This window comes from Stenotrophomonas sp. YJH_SMC_36, from assembly GCF_059369935.1.
Window position 1 is genome coordinate 61,472 of record NZ_JCAFTD010000006.1, and the last position, 13,640, is coordinate 75,111.

Sequence of the window (13,640 nt, forward strand, 5' to 3'; positions counted from 1 at the left end):
ACCTTTGGTTTCCGCATTTCCCTTCCACCGCGTCGAACCTGACGCCGCCACGCAAGGAAAGATGATGTCCCCCAAGCACTTCCTGAACACCCAGGACTGGAGCCGCAGCGAGCTTGATGCGCTGCTGACCCAGGCAGCGCTGTTCAAGCGCAACAAGCTCGGCGACCAGCTCAAGGGCAAGTCGATCGCGCTGGTGTTCTTCAATCCGTCGATGCGCACCCGCACCAGCTTCGAGCTGGGCGCGTTCCAGCTGGGTGCGCACGCGGTGGTGCTGCAACCGGGCAAGGATGCGTGGCCGATCGAGTTCAACCTCGGTACGGTGATGGACGGCGATACCGAAGAACATATCGCCGAAGTGGCCAAGGTGCTGGGCCGCTACTGCGACATCATCGCCGTGCGCGCGTTCCCGAAGTTCGTGGACTGGGCCTATGACCGCCAGGACATCGTGCTCAACAGCTTCGCCAGGTATTCGCCGGTGCCGGTGATCAACATGGAGACCATCACCCACCCGTGCCAGGAACTGGCTCACGTGATGGCGCTGCAGGAGCACTTCGGCACCCAGGACCTGCGCGGCAAGAAGTACGTGCTGACCTGGACCTATCATCCCAAGCCGCTGAATACCGCCGTGGCCAACTCGGCGCTGACCATCGCCACCCGCATGGGCATGGACGTGACCCTGCTGTGCCCGACCGCCGACTACATTCTCGACGACCGCTACATGGGCTGGGCCGAGCAGAACGTGGCCGAGAGCGGCGGTTCGCTGAAGATCAGCCATGACATCGACAGCGCCTACGCCGGTGCCGATGTGGTCTACGCCAAGAGCTGGGGCGCGCTGCCGTTCTTCGGCAACTGGGAGCCGGAAAAGCCGATCCGCGACCAGTTCAAGCACTTCATCGTCGACGAACGCAAGATGGCACTGACCAACAACGGTGTCTTCAGCCACTGCCTGCCGCTGCGCCGCAACGTGAAGGCGACCGACGCGGTGATGGACTCGCCGCAGTGCATCGCCATCAACGAGGCCGAGAACCGCCTGCACGTACAGAAGGCGATCATGGCGGCGGTTGCCGGGCGCTGATTCTTTCCCATTCAAAAACCCCGCCGGGCATGGCCCGGCGCTACCAGGACATTACCCCCCATGAGCAACAAAGACGTCGTCCTCGCCTTCTCCGGTGGCCTCGATACCAGCTTCTGCGTGCCGTACCTGCAGGAGCGCGGCTACAACGTGCATACCGTGTTCGCCGACACCGGCGGCGTGGATGATGAAGAGCGTGATTTCATCGAGAAGCGTGCCGCCGAGCTGGGCGTGACCAGCCATGTCACCGTCAACGGTGGCCCGGCCATCTGGGAGGGCTTCGTCAAGCCGTTCGTGTGGGCGGGCGAGGGCTACCAGGGCCAGTACCCGCTGCTGGTCTCGGACCGCTACCTGATCGTCGATGCCGCGCTGAAGCGTGCCGCCGAGCTGGGCACCAACATCATCGCCCACGGCTGCACCGGCATGGGCAACGACCAGGTCCGCTTCGATCTGGCGGTGAAGGCGCTGGGCGACTACCAGATCATCGCGCCGATCCGCGAGATCCAGAAGGAGCACACCCAGACCCGCGCCTACGAACAGAAGTACCTGGAAGAGCGTGGTTTCGGCGTGCGCGCCAAGCAGCAGGCCTACACCATCAATGAGAACCTGCTGGGCGTGACCATGTCCGGTGGCGAGATCGACCGCTGGGAAGCTCCGGGCGAGGGTGCACGTGGCTGGTGCTCGCCGCGCAGTGAATGGCCGGAACAGGCGCTGACCGTCACCCTGAAGTTCGTCGAAGGCGAAGCGGTCGAGCTCGACGGCAAGGCATTGCCGGGCGACCAGATCCTGGCCCAGCTCAACAAGCTGTTCGCTCCCTACGGCGTGGGCCGTGGCGTGTACACCGGCGACACCGTGATCGGCCTGAAGGGCCGCATCGTGTTCGAGGCCCCCGGCCTGGTTTCGCTGCTGGCCGCTCACCGCGCGCTGGAAGACGCGGTGTTGACCAAGCAGCAGAACCGCTTCAAGCCGGACGTGGCGCGCAAGTGGGTGGAGCTGGTCTACGAAGGCTTCTATCACGACCCGCTGAAGACCGACATCGAAGCGTTCCTGAAGTCCTCGCAGGCCAAGGTCAACGGCGAAGTGGTACTGGAGACCCGTGGCGGGCGCGTGGACGCGGTGGCGGTGAAGTCGCCGCATCTGCTCAACACCAAGGGCGCCACCTATGCGCAGTCGGCCGACTGGGGCGTGGAAGAGGCGGAAGGCTTCATCAAGCTGTTCGGCATGAGCTCCACGCTGTACGCGCAGGTCAATCGCGGTTGACCGCGATTGCGCTGGGGCGCTCCAGCAGAGGCGATACGGTAGCGCCGGGCCATGCCCGGCGGAATTTCACAGGAACTGTTGATTCATGCTTGAACAGACACTCGATCACCTGCAGGCCCTGGTGTCCTTCGACACCCGCAACCCGCCGCGCGCGATCAGCACCGCGGGCATCTTCGATTACCTGCGCGCCAACCTGCCGGGTTTCACCGTTGAAGTGATCGATCATGGGGCCGGTGCGGTCAGCCTGTATGCCGTGCGCGGCACACCGAAGTACCTGTTCAACGTGCATCTGGACACGGTGCCGGATTCGCCACACTGGACTGCCGACCCGCACGTGATGCGCCGCCTGGACGATCGTGTGGTCGGCCTGGGCGTGTGTGACATCAAGGGCGCTGCGGCGGCGCTGGTGGCTGCGGCCAATGCCAGTGACGGCGACGCCGCGTTCCTGTTCTCCAGCGACGAGGAAGCCAACGATCCACGCTGCATCGCCGCGTTCCTGGCCCGTGGCATTGCCTATGACGCGGTGCTGGTGGCCGAGCCGACCATGAGCGAGGCCGTGCTCGCGCACCGTGGCATCAGCTCGGTGCTGATGCAGTTCGCCGGCCGTGCGGGCCATGCGTCCGGCAGGCAGGATGCCGCCGCCAGTGCGCTGCACCAGGCGATGCGCTGGGGCAATCGGGCCCTGGATCACGTGGATTCCCTTGCATCTGCACGCTTCGGTGGCCTGACCGGCCTGCGTTTCAACATCGGGCGCGTCGAAGGCGGGATCAAGGCCAACATGATCGCACCGGCAGCCGAAGTGCGTTTCGGCTTCCGCCCCCTGCCCTCGATGGACATCGATGCGCTGCTGGCGACCTTCGCGGGTCTTGCCGAACCGGAAGCCGCGCTGTTCACCGAAACCTTCCGTGGCCCCAGCCTCCCGGCCGGTGACATCGCCGAAGCCGAGAACCGCCGTCTGCTGGCGCGTGACGTGGCCGATGCACTGGAGCTGCCGATCGGCAACGCGGTGGACTTCTGGACCGAGGCATCGCTGTTCTCCGCGGCAGGCTATACCACGCTGGTGTTCGGCCCCGGCGACATTGCCCAGGCCCACACGGCCGATGAGTTCGTGACGCTGGAGCAGCTGCAACGCTATACCGACGCCGTGCACCGCATCATCGGCGCCGGCGCCTGATCAACCCCACAACGCCGCCATGCCCCGGCATGGTGGAACTGCAACGCGGCGACCGCCGCCCGTGACGAAACCGAAATGTCTCCTGCCCTCCAGCCCCACCGCCAGACCCGCCAGACCATCGTGCGCCTGCTGTCCAGCATGGCCAGCGCGAAGGAGATCAGCCAGTACCTCAAGCGCTTCTCGCAGCTGGACGCCAAGCGCTTCGCCGTGGTCAAGGTCGGTGGCGCCGTGCTGCGCGACGATCTTGAAGCGCTGACTTCCTCGCTGTCCTTCCTGCAGGAAGTCGGGCTGACCCCGATCGTGCTGCACGGTGCCGGCCCTCAGCTGGATGCCGAGCTGTCCGCTGCCGGCATCGAGAAGCAGACCGTCAACGGCCTGCGCGTGACCTCGCCGGAAGCACTGGCGATCGTGCGCCGGGTGTTCCAGCAATCCAACCTGCGCCTTGTCGAAGCCCTGCAGCAGAATGGAGCGCGTGCCACCTCGATCACCGGTGGCGTGTTCGAGGCCGAGTACCTGGACGTGGACACCTACGGCCTGGTCGGTGAAGTGAAGAAGGTCAACCTGGCGCCGATCGAAGCCAGCCTGCGCGCCGGATCGATCCCGGTCATCACCAGCCTGGGTGAGACCGCCGGCGGACAGATCCTGAACGTCAATGCCGACTTTGCCGCCAACGAACTGGTGCAGGAACTGCAGCCGTACAAGATCATCTTCCTGACCGGTACCGGTGGCCTGCTGGACGAGGCGGGCAACGTCATCGATTCGATCAACCTGTCCACCGAGTACGACCACCTGATCGCACAGCCGTGGATCCACGGCGGCATGAAGGTCAAGATCGAACAGATCAAGGATCTGCTCGATCGCTTGCCGCTGGAATCGTCGGTGTCGATCACCCGCCCGGCCGATCTGGCCAAGGAACTGTTCACCCACAAGGGCTCAGGCACGCTGGTGCGCAAGGGCGAGAAGGTGCTGCGCGCGGCCACGTGGGACGAGTTGGATCTGCCACGCCTGAAGGGCCTGATCGAATCCAGCTTCGGCCGCACCCTGGTGCCGGACTACTTCCAGAAGACCAGGCTGCTGCGCGCGTACGTCAGCGAGAACTATCGGACGGCCGTCATCCTGACCAACGAGGCCGAAGGTGTCTATCTGGACAAGTTCGCCGTGCTCGATGATGCGCAGGGCGAGGGCCTGGGGCGTGCGGTCTGGAACGTGATGCTGGAGGAAACGCCTCAGCTGTTCTGGCGCTCGCGTCACGGCAATCCGATCAATCACTTCTACTACGCCGAATCCGACGGCTGCTACAAGCAGGACCAGTGGAAGGTGTTCTGGTTCGGTGCCGATGGCATCGACCGCATCCGCACCTATGTCGATCACTGCGCTGCACGCGCACCGAGCCTGCAGGGCTGAACGATGACCGTCACCGACACCTGGGCGATGGTGCCGACCCTGCGCGGCCAGCATGTGACGCTGCAGCCCTTGCAGCAGGGACACGTGGACGGCCTGCGTGCCGCGCTGGAAGGCAGCGGACTGGACCGGCTCTGGTACACCCAGGTGCCGGCGCCGGCACAGGCAGGCGCCTACGTACAGGCCGCACTGCAGGCGCAGGCGGAGGGCAGGGTGCTGCCCTTCGTCATCCGTGATGCCGCTGGCGACATCGTCGGCAGCACCCGCTTCTATGACCTCGATGCCGCCGTGCCCAGGCTCAGTCTCGGCTATACCTGGTATGCACCGCGCGCGCAGCGTACCGGTGCCAATACCGAGGCCAAGCTGTTGCTGCTGCAGCATGCCTTCGAAGTCATGGGCTGCATCAGCGTGGTGCTGGAAACCAGCTGGTTCAACACCACCTCGCGCACCGCCATCGCCCGCCTGGGGGCCAAGCAGGATGGCGTGCTGCGCAACCACAAACGGCATGCCGACGGCACGCCGCGCGACACCGTCATCTTTTCCATCATCGATGCGGAATGGCAGGGCGTGAAGCGCCACCTGCAGTACCGTCTGGACAGCCACGCATGAACGATTCGATTTTCTCCCTGGGCATCATCGGTGCCCGCGGCCATACCGGTGCCGAACTGATCAAGCTCGTTGCCGCGCATCCGCGCCTGCGCCTGGCGTTCGTATCCTCGCGCGAACGTGCAGGGCAGCGCCTGTCTGACCATCACCCGGAAGTGCAGGGTGATCTGCGCTACGAGAACCTCGACGCCGACGCGGTGGCGGCCAAGGGCGTGGACGCGGTGATCCTGGCGCTGCCCAATGGCCTGGCCGCACCGTTCGTGGCCGCGCTTGAAAGCGCCCGGCCCGATACGGTGATCGTGGACCTGTCGGCCGATTACCGCTTCGACCACAGCTGGTACTACGGTCTGCCGGAGCTGACCCGCGGTCGCTACACCGGGCAGAAGCACATCAGCAATCCTGGCTGCTACGCCACCGCGATGCAGCTGGCGATCCATCCGCTGCTGGACCTGCTGGCCGGGCCCCCGCAGTGCTTCGGCGTGTCCGGCTACTCCGGTGCGGGCACCACGCCCTCCGACAAGAACAACGTCGAACTGCTGGCCGACAACCTGATGCCGTACGCGCTGACCAACCACGTGCACGAGCGCGAGGTGTCGGTGCAGCTGGGGGTGGCAGTGGAGTTCATGCCGCATGTGGCGCCCCATTTCCGCGGCATCACCCTGACCGCCAATCTGTGGTTGAACTGCGCACAGACGCGCGAGCAGATCGTCGAGCGTTTCCAGCAGGCCTATGCCGGCGAAGCACTCATCGAGGTGGTGGATGACGCGCCGTGGGTCAGCCGCATCGCCGGCCGCCACGGTGCCCAGATCGGTGGCTTCACCCTGGCCCCGGGTGGCAAGCGGGTGGTGGTGGTGGCGACGCTGGACAACCTGCTGAAGGGCGCGGCCACCCAGGCCATGCAGAATCTCAACCTTGCGCTGGGCATCGACGAACTGACGTCGATCCCGCACTGAACCCGCATCCGGAGCCCCCATGGCAGACCTTCTTTGGCAGAAACCCGGCGTCGCTGTCGACGCCCAGATCCAGACCTTCCTCGCCGGCGATGACGTGATCCTCGACCGTGAGTTCTTCCTGCATGACATCGCGGCCAGCGCCGCGCATGCACAGGGCCTGCAGCACATCGGCATCCTCGCCGCCAGCGAGCTGGAGGGCCTGCTGCGCGAGCTGGAGGTGCTGGCAGACGACTTCCGCGCAGGCCGTTTCGTGCTGGATACGCGCTATGAAGACGGTCACTCGGCGATCGAAGCGCGCCTGACCGAGCGGTTGGGTGATGCCGGCCGCAAGATCCACACCGGTCGCAGCCGCAATGACCAGATCCTGGTCGCCACGCGCCTGTGGCTGAAGGAAAAGCTGCAGCGCGTCGCCCAGCTCAGCGCCGAGGTGGCCAAGGTCGCGCTCGACCGCGCTCAGGCGGAAAAGGACCTGCCGGTGCCGGGCTATACGCACATCCAGCGAGCCGTCGTGTCCTCGGCGGGCATGTGGTGGGCCGGCTGGGCGGAAGCCTTCATCGACAATGCCATCCGTGCACGTGACACCCATGCGCTGGTCGATGCCAACCCGCTGGGTACCGCCGCCGGGTATGGCGTGAACCTGCCGCTGGACCGTGAACACACCACGGCCGCGCTTGGTTTCGCGCGCATGCAGGTATCACCGATCTATGCACAGCTGTCGCGCGGCAAGTTCGAGCTGGCCGCCCTGGAGGCGCTGGGTGGCGCTACCCTGGACCTGCGTCGCATCGCCTGGGACCTGTCGCTGTTCACCAGCGCCGAATTCGGCTTCGTCGCACTGCCGGCGCAGTACACCACCGGCAGCTCGATCATGCCGAACAAGCGCAACCCCGATGTGATCGAACTGATGCGTGCCACCCACGCCAGCGTTGCTGCGGCGCGCACCGAAATCGAACAGCTGCTGTCGCTGCCGTCCGGCTACCATCGTGATCTGCAGTCGTCCAAGGGGGCCATCTTCCACGGCTTCGGTCGCGGCCTGGCCGCGCTGGAACTGCTGCCGGCGCTGCTGGCCAATCTGGAATGGCGCGAGGACAGGCTGCGCGCGGCGATCGACTCCGGCATGTATGCCACCGACGTCGCGGTCGAGGCCGCCGTGGCCGGCGTGCCGTTCCGCAACGCCTACAAGGCCGCCGCGGCAGGTGCCGACAGCGCAGGGCAGGGACGCACGCCGGAGGGCAGCCTGGCCGCGCGTGTCTCGCCGGGTTCGGCATCGGACCTGCGCCTGGATGAGCTGCGCGCGCGCTGGCAGGCGCTGTCCTGATGGCGGGCACCGTCTATCTGGTCCTGGCCATGCGCCGGCCCGGCTTCAGTGCCGCCGCTGTGCAGCCGCATCTGGATTTCCTCGATGGACTGCGTGCGCAGGGCCAACTGCAGCTCACCGGTGGTTTCGCCGACGGCAGCGGCGGTGCCTACGTGCTGTGCAACGTGGAGAGCCTCGCACAGGCGCAGGCCATCGTCGCCACGGATCCGCTGGTGACGATGCAGGCCTCCGAGCTGACCGTGCACGAATGGAATACCCGCTGAGAGCCCGGCCATGACCCCGCACGCCGCCCCCGTCGCTTCGCCGTTTCCCGAACAGGCGCTGCCGCCATGGCGACGTGCCGTCCTGAAGGTGGGCAGCAGCCTGCTCGCTGCCGATGGAGGCGGCCTGTCGCCACGCCACGCGCTTGGCCTGGCCCAGTTCGTCTCGGCCAATGTGCTGGCTGGCCGCGAAGTGGTGATCGTCTCGTCGGGCGCGGTCGCCGCCGGCCGCGCGATCCTGCCGCGTGCCGATGCGCCGGGCGCTGCGATGGCCGCGCGGCAGGCACTGGCTGCGCTTGGCCAGGCGCAGCTGATCGGCCTGTGGCAGCGCTTCTTCGAGCGCCCGGTCGCGCAGGTGCTGCTGACCCACGACGACCTGCGCAACCGCCGCCGCTACCTCAACGCCCGCGCCACCCTCACCGAACTGCTGCGGCTGGGTGCGCTGCCGGTGGTGAACGAGAACGACACCGTCTCGGTGGATGAACTCAAGCTCGGCGACAACGACAACCTGGCCGCGACCGTGGCGGCGCTGGTCGATGCCGACGCATTGTTCATCGCCACCGACATCGATGGCCTGTACAGCGCCGATCCGCGCACCGTGGCCGACGCACGGCCGCTGCACGATGTGCCGGAACTGGGCCCGGACGTGCTGGCGATGGCCGGCGGCGCCGGCTCGCGCGCGGGCACCGGGGGCATGCGTACCAAGCTGGAGGCCGCAGCCAAGGCCGGCCGGCTGGGTATCGAAACCTATCTGTTCAACGGCCGCAGCGGCGAGGTGGTGCGCGCGCTGGCGCAGGATCGCCTGTTCGGCACCCGGATCCATGCCGCACGCAGCCGTGAAGCGGCGCGCAAGCACTGGCTGCGCCATGCCCCCCTGGCCGATGGCGCGATCGTGATCGACGCGGGCGCGGCGCAGGCGATGCGTGAGAAGGGCGCCTCGCTGCTGCCCGGTGGCATCACCAGTGCCGACGGTGATTTCCGCCGGGGCGATATGGTGCAGGTGTGCTGGAACACCGCCGAAGGGCGGGTCTGCGTTGCCCGTGGTGTCAGCCAGTACGCGGCTGACGACGTGCGCCGCATCGCTGGCCGCCATTCGCGCGACATCCAGGCCGTACTGGGCTACAACTATGGGGGCAGCGTCGTCCATCGTGACGATCTGGTGCTGCCATGACCGGACCGCAGGACACCCCGATGAGTGACATCCAAGCACAGGCACGCGCCTGCCGTGACGCGGCCCAGGCGGTTGCAGGCCTCGACAGCGAAGCGCGTCGCGCGCTGCTGCAGGCCATGGCACAGGCACTGGAAGTGAATGCCGGCCAGATCCTGGCCGGCAATGCGCGCGACCTGGCCGCCGCGCGCGACAAGGGCGTCGGCAGTGCCATGCTGGACCGGCTGGCACTGGACCCGCCGCGTCTGCTGGCGATGGCCGACGCGGTGCGTGAGGTTGCCGCGTTGCCCGATCCAGTCGGGCAGGTGACCCGCGACGACGTCCGCCCCAATGGCATCCGCGTGCAGAAAGTGCGGGTGCCGCTGGGCGTGATCGCGATGATCTACGAGGCGCGCCCGAACGTGACCGCCGAAGCGGCCGCACTGTGCCTGAAGGCAGGCAACGGCGTGATCCTGCGTGGTGGCTCCGAGGCGATCCATTCCAATACCGCCATTGCCCAGGCATTGGCCGGTGCGTTGCAGGCCAACGGTGTTCCCCCCGCAGCGGTGACTGTACTGACCGACCTGCGGCGTGAGGCGATGCTGGAGCTGCTGCAGCTGCACGAGCTGATCGACCTGGCGATTCCGCGGGGCGGCGAAGGCCTGATCCGCTTTGTCGCCGAACACGCGCGCGTGCCGGTGATCAAGCACTACAAGGGCGTCTGCCATCTGTTCGTGGACGCCAGCGCCGATCTCGACCAGGCCATCGGCCTGCTGGTCGATGGCAAGTGCAGCCGGCCGGCCGCATGCAATTCACTGGAGACGCTGCTGGTGCATCGGCGCGTGGCGGCGGAGTTCCTGCCGCGCGTGGCGCAGTCGCTTGGCGAACGGGGCGTACAACTGCGCGCGGATGCCCACGCGCGTCCGTTGCTGCCGGGCAGCACCGAGGCGACCGACGAGGACTACGCAGCCGAATTCCTCGATCTGGTGTTGGCCGTGCGCGTGGTCGATGATCTCGATGCGGCAATCGCCCATATCCGCCGCTACACCTCCGATCACACCGAAGTGATCGCGACCACCGATGCCGTCAATGCCGAGCGGTTCGTCAATGCGCTGCGCTCGGCGGTGGTGATGGTCAACGCGTCCTCGCGCTTTTCGGACGGCGGCCAGCTTGGGCTGGGCAGCGAGATCGGCATCTCCACCACGCGCCTGCATGCCTATGGTCCGATGGGGCTGGAGGCACTGACGGTCGAGCGCTTCGTGGTCCGCGGCGAGGGTCAGACGCGGGTCTGACCCGGCAGCCGCCAGGCCTGCGCCGGCGGCGAGCCGTTTTACCAGAGGTCTTCCAGCTTTCGCGGCTTGCAGGCCACCCACGATGCGCACAGCATCAGCGTGGCGCAGCCGAACAGGAAGCCGAACGGCAGCGTCCAGCCGTTGCTGACGGTATGCAGCCAACCGACCAGGAACGGACCCAGGCAGCTGAAGCTGTAACCCACGCCCTGCATGAAGCCGGACAGCGCGGCGGAACCGGTCGGGGTACGCGTGCGCAGGTTGATCAGGGTCAGCGCCAGCGGGAAGGTCGAGGGGCCCACGCCGAGCAGGCAGGCCCACAGCAGCGGCGCCTTCATGGGGGCCAGCAGCAGGCCGGCAAAGGCGATCACGAATGACGAATAGCCGATCAGGACCAGCGGGAACGGATTCTGCAGGCGCACCGCCATCGACGGAATGACCAGCGACGGCAACAGGCCCAGCGCCGAGAACACCGCCACCATCACCCCACCGAACGCAGGTGTGGCGCCGGCTTCGACCACGATGCGCGGCAGCCAGGTGAACATCGAATAGGTCATCAACGATGTCATGCCGAACATCAGCGTCATGCTCCAGCCCAACGAGGTGCGCCAGACCTTGCCGTGAGGCTGCGCGGTGGGATCGGCAGCGTCGGACTGCGGCTTCGGCGCGCGCCTGGCCAGTACCAGCCACGGCAGCGCGGCGGCCAATGCCAGCAATGCCCACATGCCCAGCGATACGCGCCAGCCGGCCGCGCTGGCCACCGGCACCGCCAGCAGTGCCGGCAGCATGGTGCCCAGCTGCAGCACGCTGATGTAGAGCGTGCTCATGGTGCCGACCTTGTTGGCGAAATAGCGCTTCACCAGCGGCGGCACCACCACGTTGCCGATGCCCATTCCAGCCAGCGCGACGACTGCGCCCAGCAACAGGGTGCCGACGTTGCCGGCGCTGGAGCGCAGCAGCAGGCCTGCCGTGGCCAGGATCATCGCCAACAGGGTGGTGCGCTCCAGGCCCAGGCGCCGGGCCACAGCCGGCGTGGCCACGCCGAACAGCGCGAACGAGGCGGTCGGCAGCATGCCCAGTACGCCGGTCATGGTGGTGCCGAATCCGAACTGCTGGCCCAGTACGTCCAGCAGCGGGGTGATCGAGGTGACGGCAGTGCGCAGGTTGACCGCCGCCAGCAGGATGGCGGCGAATGCCAGAACGCGGCCGTGCAGCAGCGACGGCGATTCGGGTGAGGAGGAGCTCATGGTGGTCCTTGCAGGTGTCGCACGCCGCCACAGTGGCGTGCAGCGCCGGCATCGGTCTACGCCGACGCGGCAGGTGGGGGAGTGGACATCATTGTACGTGGCTGGCGAGGCGAGGTCCCGTCGGCGCAATCTGTCGCTATCGGCACCTTCCGGCGCGCTGCGGCGCGCCTCTCCGGCGTCGCGTCCGGCGGGTCGCTGGACGGCAGACACAAAAAAACCCGGAGGACGATGGCGTCTTCCAGGCTTCTTGGTGACCACCGGAATGGTCGGGGAGACAGGATTCGAACCTGCGACCTCTACGTCCCGAACGTAGCGCTCTACCAGACTGAGCTACACCCCGAAGGGAGCCGCCTATTCTAGCCATTCACCCCGATGGCGGCAAGGGGTGAACGCCGTTTCCTTCACGCTGCCGGGGCAGCGGCTCTTCAGGGAACAAAAAAGCCTGGACGACTTCACCAGGCTTCAATGCGACCACCGAAGTGGTCGGGGAGACAGGATTCGAACCTGCGACCTCTACGTCCCGAACGTAGCGCTCTACCAGACTGAGCTACACCCCGAAGGAGCCGCCTAAGATACCGTGTGAAGGCCTGGGCGGCAAGGTTTTTTTACATTTCAGCGACGATTCTCGGTGTCGATGCGGTTCTGTTCGCGGGCTTCGAACCACATGCCGTTGAGGATGGCGACCGTCGAGGCGAGGCCGGCGCCGAGGATCCAGGCGAAATACCACATGTTCGGTTCTCCTTGGGAGGCAGGGGATCAGTAGGCGTTGGGGTTGCTGCCCATTTCATCGCTGGTGGTCTTGCCCTTGAGCACGCGGTACACCCAGGTGGTGTAGGCGAGGATGATCGGCAGGAACACCACCGTGGCCAGCAGCATGATCCACAGGGTCAGATGGCTGGACGAGGCATCCCACACGGTCAGGCTGGAGGTGGGCTGGCTGGAGGACGGCAGCAGGAACGGGAAGATCGCGAAGCCGACGGTCAGGATGATGCCGGCGATGGCTGCGCCGGAGGCGATGAAGGCCAGGCCGCCGCGACGGGCACGCAGCAGCACCGCGCTGGCGAGCAGGCCAAGCAGGCCGACCAGCGGCGCCAGCAGGGTCGCCGGCATGGTGCTGTAGTTGCGCATCCAGCCGCCGGCCGCGCCCAGCTCGGCGCTCTTCAGCAGCGGGTTGGTGGCGCCGTCGGTGATCACCTGCGAGGTGATCTGGTAGCCCGGCAGGCCGAAGGCCACCCAGGCTCCCCCCACCGCGAACAGTGCGAAGGCGATCAGCGCGGCAATGCTGCCAAAGCGTGCCGAGCGTTCAGCCACCGGGCCATCGGTCTTGATCACCAGCATCGCGGCACCGTGGGCCACCAGCATGGAAACGCTGAGCAGGCCGGCCAGCAGCGCGAACGGCATCAGCAGCCCGAAGAACGAGCCGGTGTAGAAGATGCGCATGCTGTCATCGAAGTGGAACGGCACGCCCAGCAGGACGTTGCCCACCGCCACGCCCATGATCAGCGCAGGGATGAAGCCGCCGATGAACAGCGCCCAGTCCCAGGTGTTGCGCCAGCGCTCGCCCGGCATCTTGCTGCGGAACTTGAAGCCGACCGGGCGCAGGATCAGGGCAAACAGGATGACGAACATCGCCAGGTAGAAGCCTGAGAAGCTGACCGCGTACAGCGGCGGCCAGGCGGCGAAGATCGCACCGCCACCCAGGATCAGCCACACCTGGTTGCCTTCCCATACCGGGCCGATGGTGTTGATCACCAGCCGGCGCTCGGCGTCGGTGCGGGCCACGAAAGGCAGCAGCGTGCCCACTCCCAGGTCGAAACCATCCATCACCGCGAAGCCGATCAGCAGGATGCCGAGCAGCAGCCACCAGATCACGCGCAGCGTGGTGTAGTCCAGAAGAATGAAATCCATCTTGGTTT

General features: G+C 66.6%; 13 protein-coding genes and 2 tRNA genes. 10 read left to right on the forward strand and 5 right to left on the reverse strand.

All coding sequences use genetic code 11. The annotated features are described in order from the left end of the window. Window positions 1–64: 64 nt before the first annotated feature. The 10 genes from AC5P76_RS12440 (at window position 65) to AC5P76_RS12485 (ending at window position 10,480) form a co-directional block, all read left to right on the forward strand. Complete coding sequence (locus tag AC5P76_RS12440; protein ID WP_053519689.1) at window positions 65–1,075, forward strand: N-acetylornithine carbamoyltransferase; 1,011 nt, start codon at window positions 65–67, stop codon at window positions 1,073–1,075. 60 nt (window positions 1,076–1,135) lie between these two features. After that, entirely contained in the window at window positions 1,136–2,332 is a 1,197-nt protein-coding gene (locus AC5P76_RS12445; RefSeq protein ID WP_053519690.1) for an argininosuccinate synthase, read from the forward strand. An 85-nt stretch (window positions 2,333–2,417) separates the two neighbouring features. Further along, the gene (locus AC5P76_RS12450) at window positions 2,418–3,506 is read left to right on the forward strand and encodes an acetylornithine deacetylase (RefSeq protein WP_053519691.1); all 1,089 of its coding nucleotides are present in this window, start codon (window positions 2,418–2,420) and stop codon (window positions 3,504–3,506) included. Window positions 3,507–3,581: 75 nt separating this feature from the next. Then, complete coding sequence (locus tag AC5P76_RS12455) at window positions 3,582–4,910, forward strand: acetylglutamate kinase (protein WP_053519692.1); 1,329 nt, start codon at window positions 3,582–3,584, stop codon at window positions 4,908–4,910. A 3-nt stretch (window positions 4,911–4,913) separates the two neighbouring features. Next, on the forward strand, window positions 4,914–5,516 hold the full coding sequence (locus AC5P76_RS12460; protein WP_111186431.1) for a GNAT family N-acetyltransferase: 603 nt from the start codon (window positions 4,914–4,916) through the stop codon (window positions 5,514–5,516). Then, on the forward strand, window positions 5,513–6,466 hold the full coding sequence (gene argC, locus AC5P76_RS12465) for an N-acetyl-gamma-glutamyl-phosphate reductase (protein ID WP_253119481.1): 954 nt from the start codon (window positions 5,513–5,515) through the stop codon (window positions 6,464–6,466). Before AC5P76_RS12460 ends, argC begins: the two co-directional genes overlap by 4 nt. 19 nt (window positions 6,467–6,485) lie before the next feature. Continuing rightward, the gene (argH, locus tag AC5P76_RS12470; RefSeq protein WP_253119484.1) at window positions 6,486–7,781 is read left to right on the forward strand and encodes an argininosuccinate lyase; all 1,296 of its coding nucleotides are present in this window, start codon (window positions 6,486–6,488) and stop codon (window positions 7,779–7,781) included. Then, a complete protein-coding gene (locus tag AC5P76_RS12475; RefSeq protein WP_065181936.1) occupies window positions 7,781–8,044 on the forward strand; it encodes a YciI family protein in 264 nt (87 codons plus the stop codon). Before argH ends, AC5P76_RS12475 begins: the two co-directional genes overlap by 1 nt. Window positions 8,045–8,054: 10 nt before the next feature. After that, the gene (gene proB / locus AC5P76_RS12480) at window positions 8,055–9,212 is read left to right on the forward strand and encodes a glutamate 5-kinase (protein ID WP_253119487.1); all 1,158 of its coding nucleotides are present in this window, start codon (window positions 8,055–8,057) and stop codon (window positions 9,210–9,212) included. Continuing rightward, on the forward strand, window positions 9,209–10,480 hold the full coding sequence (locus tag AC5P76_RS12485; RefSeq protein WP_253119491.1) for a glutamate-5-semialdehyde dehydrogenase: 1,272 nt from the start codon (window positions 9,209–9,211) through the stop codon (window positions 10,478–10,480). The genes proB and AC5P76_RS12485 overlap by 4 nt, the downstream gene beginning before the upstream one ends. Before the next feature lie 38 nt (window positions 10,481–10,518). Here AC5P76_RS12485 and AC5P76_RS12490 read toward each other — a convergent pair whose 3' ends face one another. The 5 genes from AC5P76_RS12490 to cydB all read right to left on the reverse strand — a co-directional run bounded on the left by AC5P76_RS12490 (window position 10,519) and on the right by cydB (window position 13,632). Beyond that, on the reverse strand, window positions 10,519–11,724 hold the full coding sequence (locus tag AC5P76_RS12490) for a CynX/NimT family MFS transporter (RefSeq protein WP_197571224.1): 1,206 nt from the start codon (window positions 11,722–11,724) through the stop codon (window positions 10,519–10,521). A 263-nt stretch (window positions 11,725–11,987) separates the two neighbouring features. After that, window positions 11,988–12,064 (reverse strand) — tRNA-Pro (locus tag AC5P76_RS12495). A gap of 140 nt (window positions 12,065–12,204) precedes the next feature. After that, a tRNA-Pro gene (locus AC5P76_RS12500) sits at window positions 12,205–12,281 on the reverse strand. Between the two features lie 55 nt (window positions 12,282–12,336). Next, the gene (gene cydX, locus AC5P76_RS12505; RefSeq protein WP_053520342.1) at window positions 12,337–12,453 is read right to left on the reverse strand and encodes a cytochrome bd-I oxidase subunit CydX; all 117 of its coding nucleotides are present in this window, start codon (window positions 12,451–12,453) and stop codon (window positions 12,337–12,339) included. 27 nt (window positions 12,454–12,480) lie between these two features. Continuing rightward, window positions 12,481–13,632 (reverse strand): cytochrome d ubiquinol oxidase subunit II, encoded by a 1,152-nt coding sequence (cydB, locus tag AC5P76_RS12510; RefSeq protein WP_053520343.1) that lies wholly within the window; start codon window positions 13,630–13,632, stop codon window positions 12,481–12,483. Between the last annotated feature and the right edge of the window lie 8 nt (window positions 13,633–13,640).

What these genes read in the sequence shown, in the direction of transcription:
- AC5P76_RS12445 (WP_053519690.1), top strand. Translation starts at nt 1,136, where the DNA reads ATGAGCAACAAAGACGTCGTCCTCGCCTTCTCCGGTGGCCTCGATACC.
- AC5P76_RS12475 (WP_065181936.1), top strand. Translation starts at nt 7,781, where the DNA reads ATGGCGGGCACCGTCTATCTGGTCCTGGCCATGCGCCGGCCCGGCTTC.
- cydX (WP_053520342.1), bottom strand. Translation starts at nt 12,453, where the DNA reads ATGTGGTATTTCGCCTGGATCCTCGGCGCCGGCCTCGCCTCGACGGTC.
- AC5P76_RS12460 (WP_111186431.1), top strand. Translation starts at nt 4,914, where the DNA reads ATGACCGTCACCGACACCTGGGCGATGGTGCCGACCCTGCGCGGCCAG.
- cydB (WP_053520343.1), bottom strand. Translation starts at nt 13,632, where the DNA reads ATGGATTTCATTCTTCTGGACTACACCACGCTGCGCGTGATCTGGTGG.
- AC5P76_RS12490 (WP_197571224.1), bottom strand. Translation starts at nt 11,724, where the DNA reads ATGAGCTCCTCCTCACCCGAATCGCCGTCGCTGCTGCACGGCCGCGTT.
- AC5P76_RS12485 (WP_253119491.1), top strand. Translation starts at nt 9,209, where the DNA reads ATGACCGGACCGCAGGACACCCCGATGAGTGACATCCAAGCACAGGCA.
- AC5P76_RS12450 (WP_053519691.1), top strand. Translation starts at nt 2,418, where the DNA reads ATGCTTGAACAGACACTCGATCACCTGCAGGCCCTGGTGTCCTTCGAC.
- proB (WP_253119487.1), top strand. Translation starts at nt 8,055, where the DNA reads ATGACCCCGCACGCCGCCCCCGTCGCTTCGCCGTTTCCCGAACAGGCG.
- AC5P76_RS12455 (WP_053519692.1), top strand. Translation starts at nt 3,582, where the DNA reads ATGTCTCCTGCCCTCCAGCCCCACCGCCAGACCCGCCAGACCATCGTG.
- AC5P76_RS12440 (WP_053519689.1), top strand. Translation starts at nt 65, where the DNA reads ATGTCCCCCAAGCACTTCCTGAACACCCAGGACTGGAGCCGCAGCGAG.
- argC (WP_253119481.1), top strand. Translation starts at nt 5,513, where the DNA reads ATGAACGATTCGATTTTCTCCCTGGGCATCATCGGTGCCCGCGGCCAT.
- argH (WP_253119484.1), top strand. Translation starts at nt 6,486, where the DNA reads ATGGCAGACCTTCTTTGGCAGAAACCCGGCGTCGCTGTCGACGCCCAG.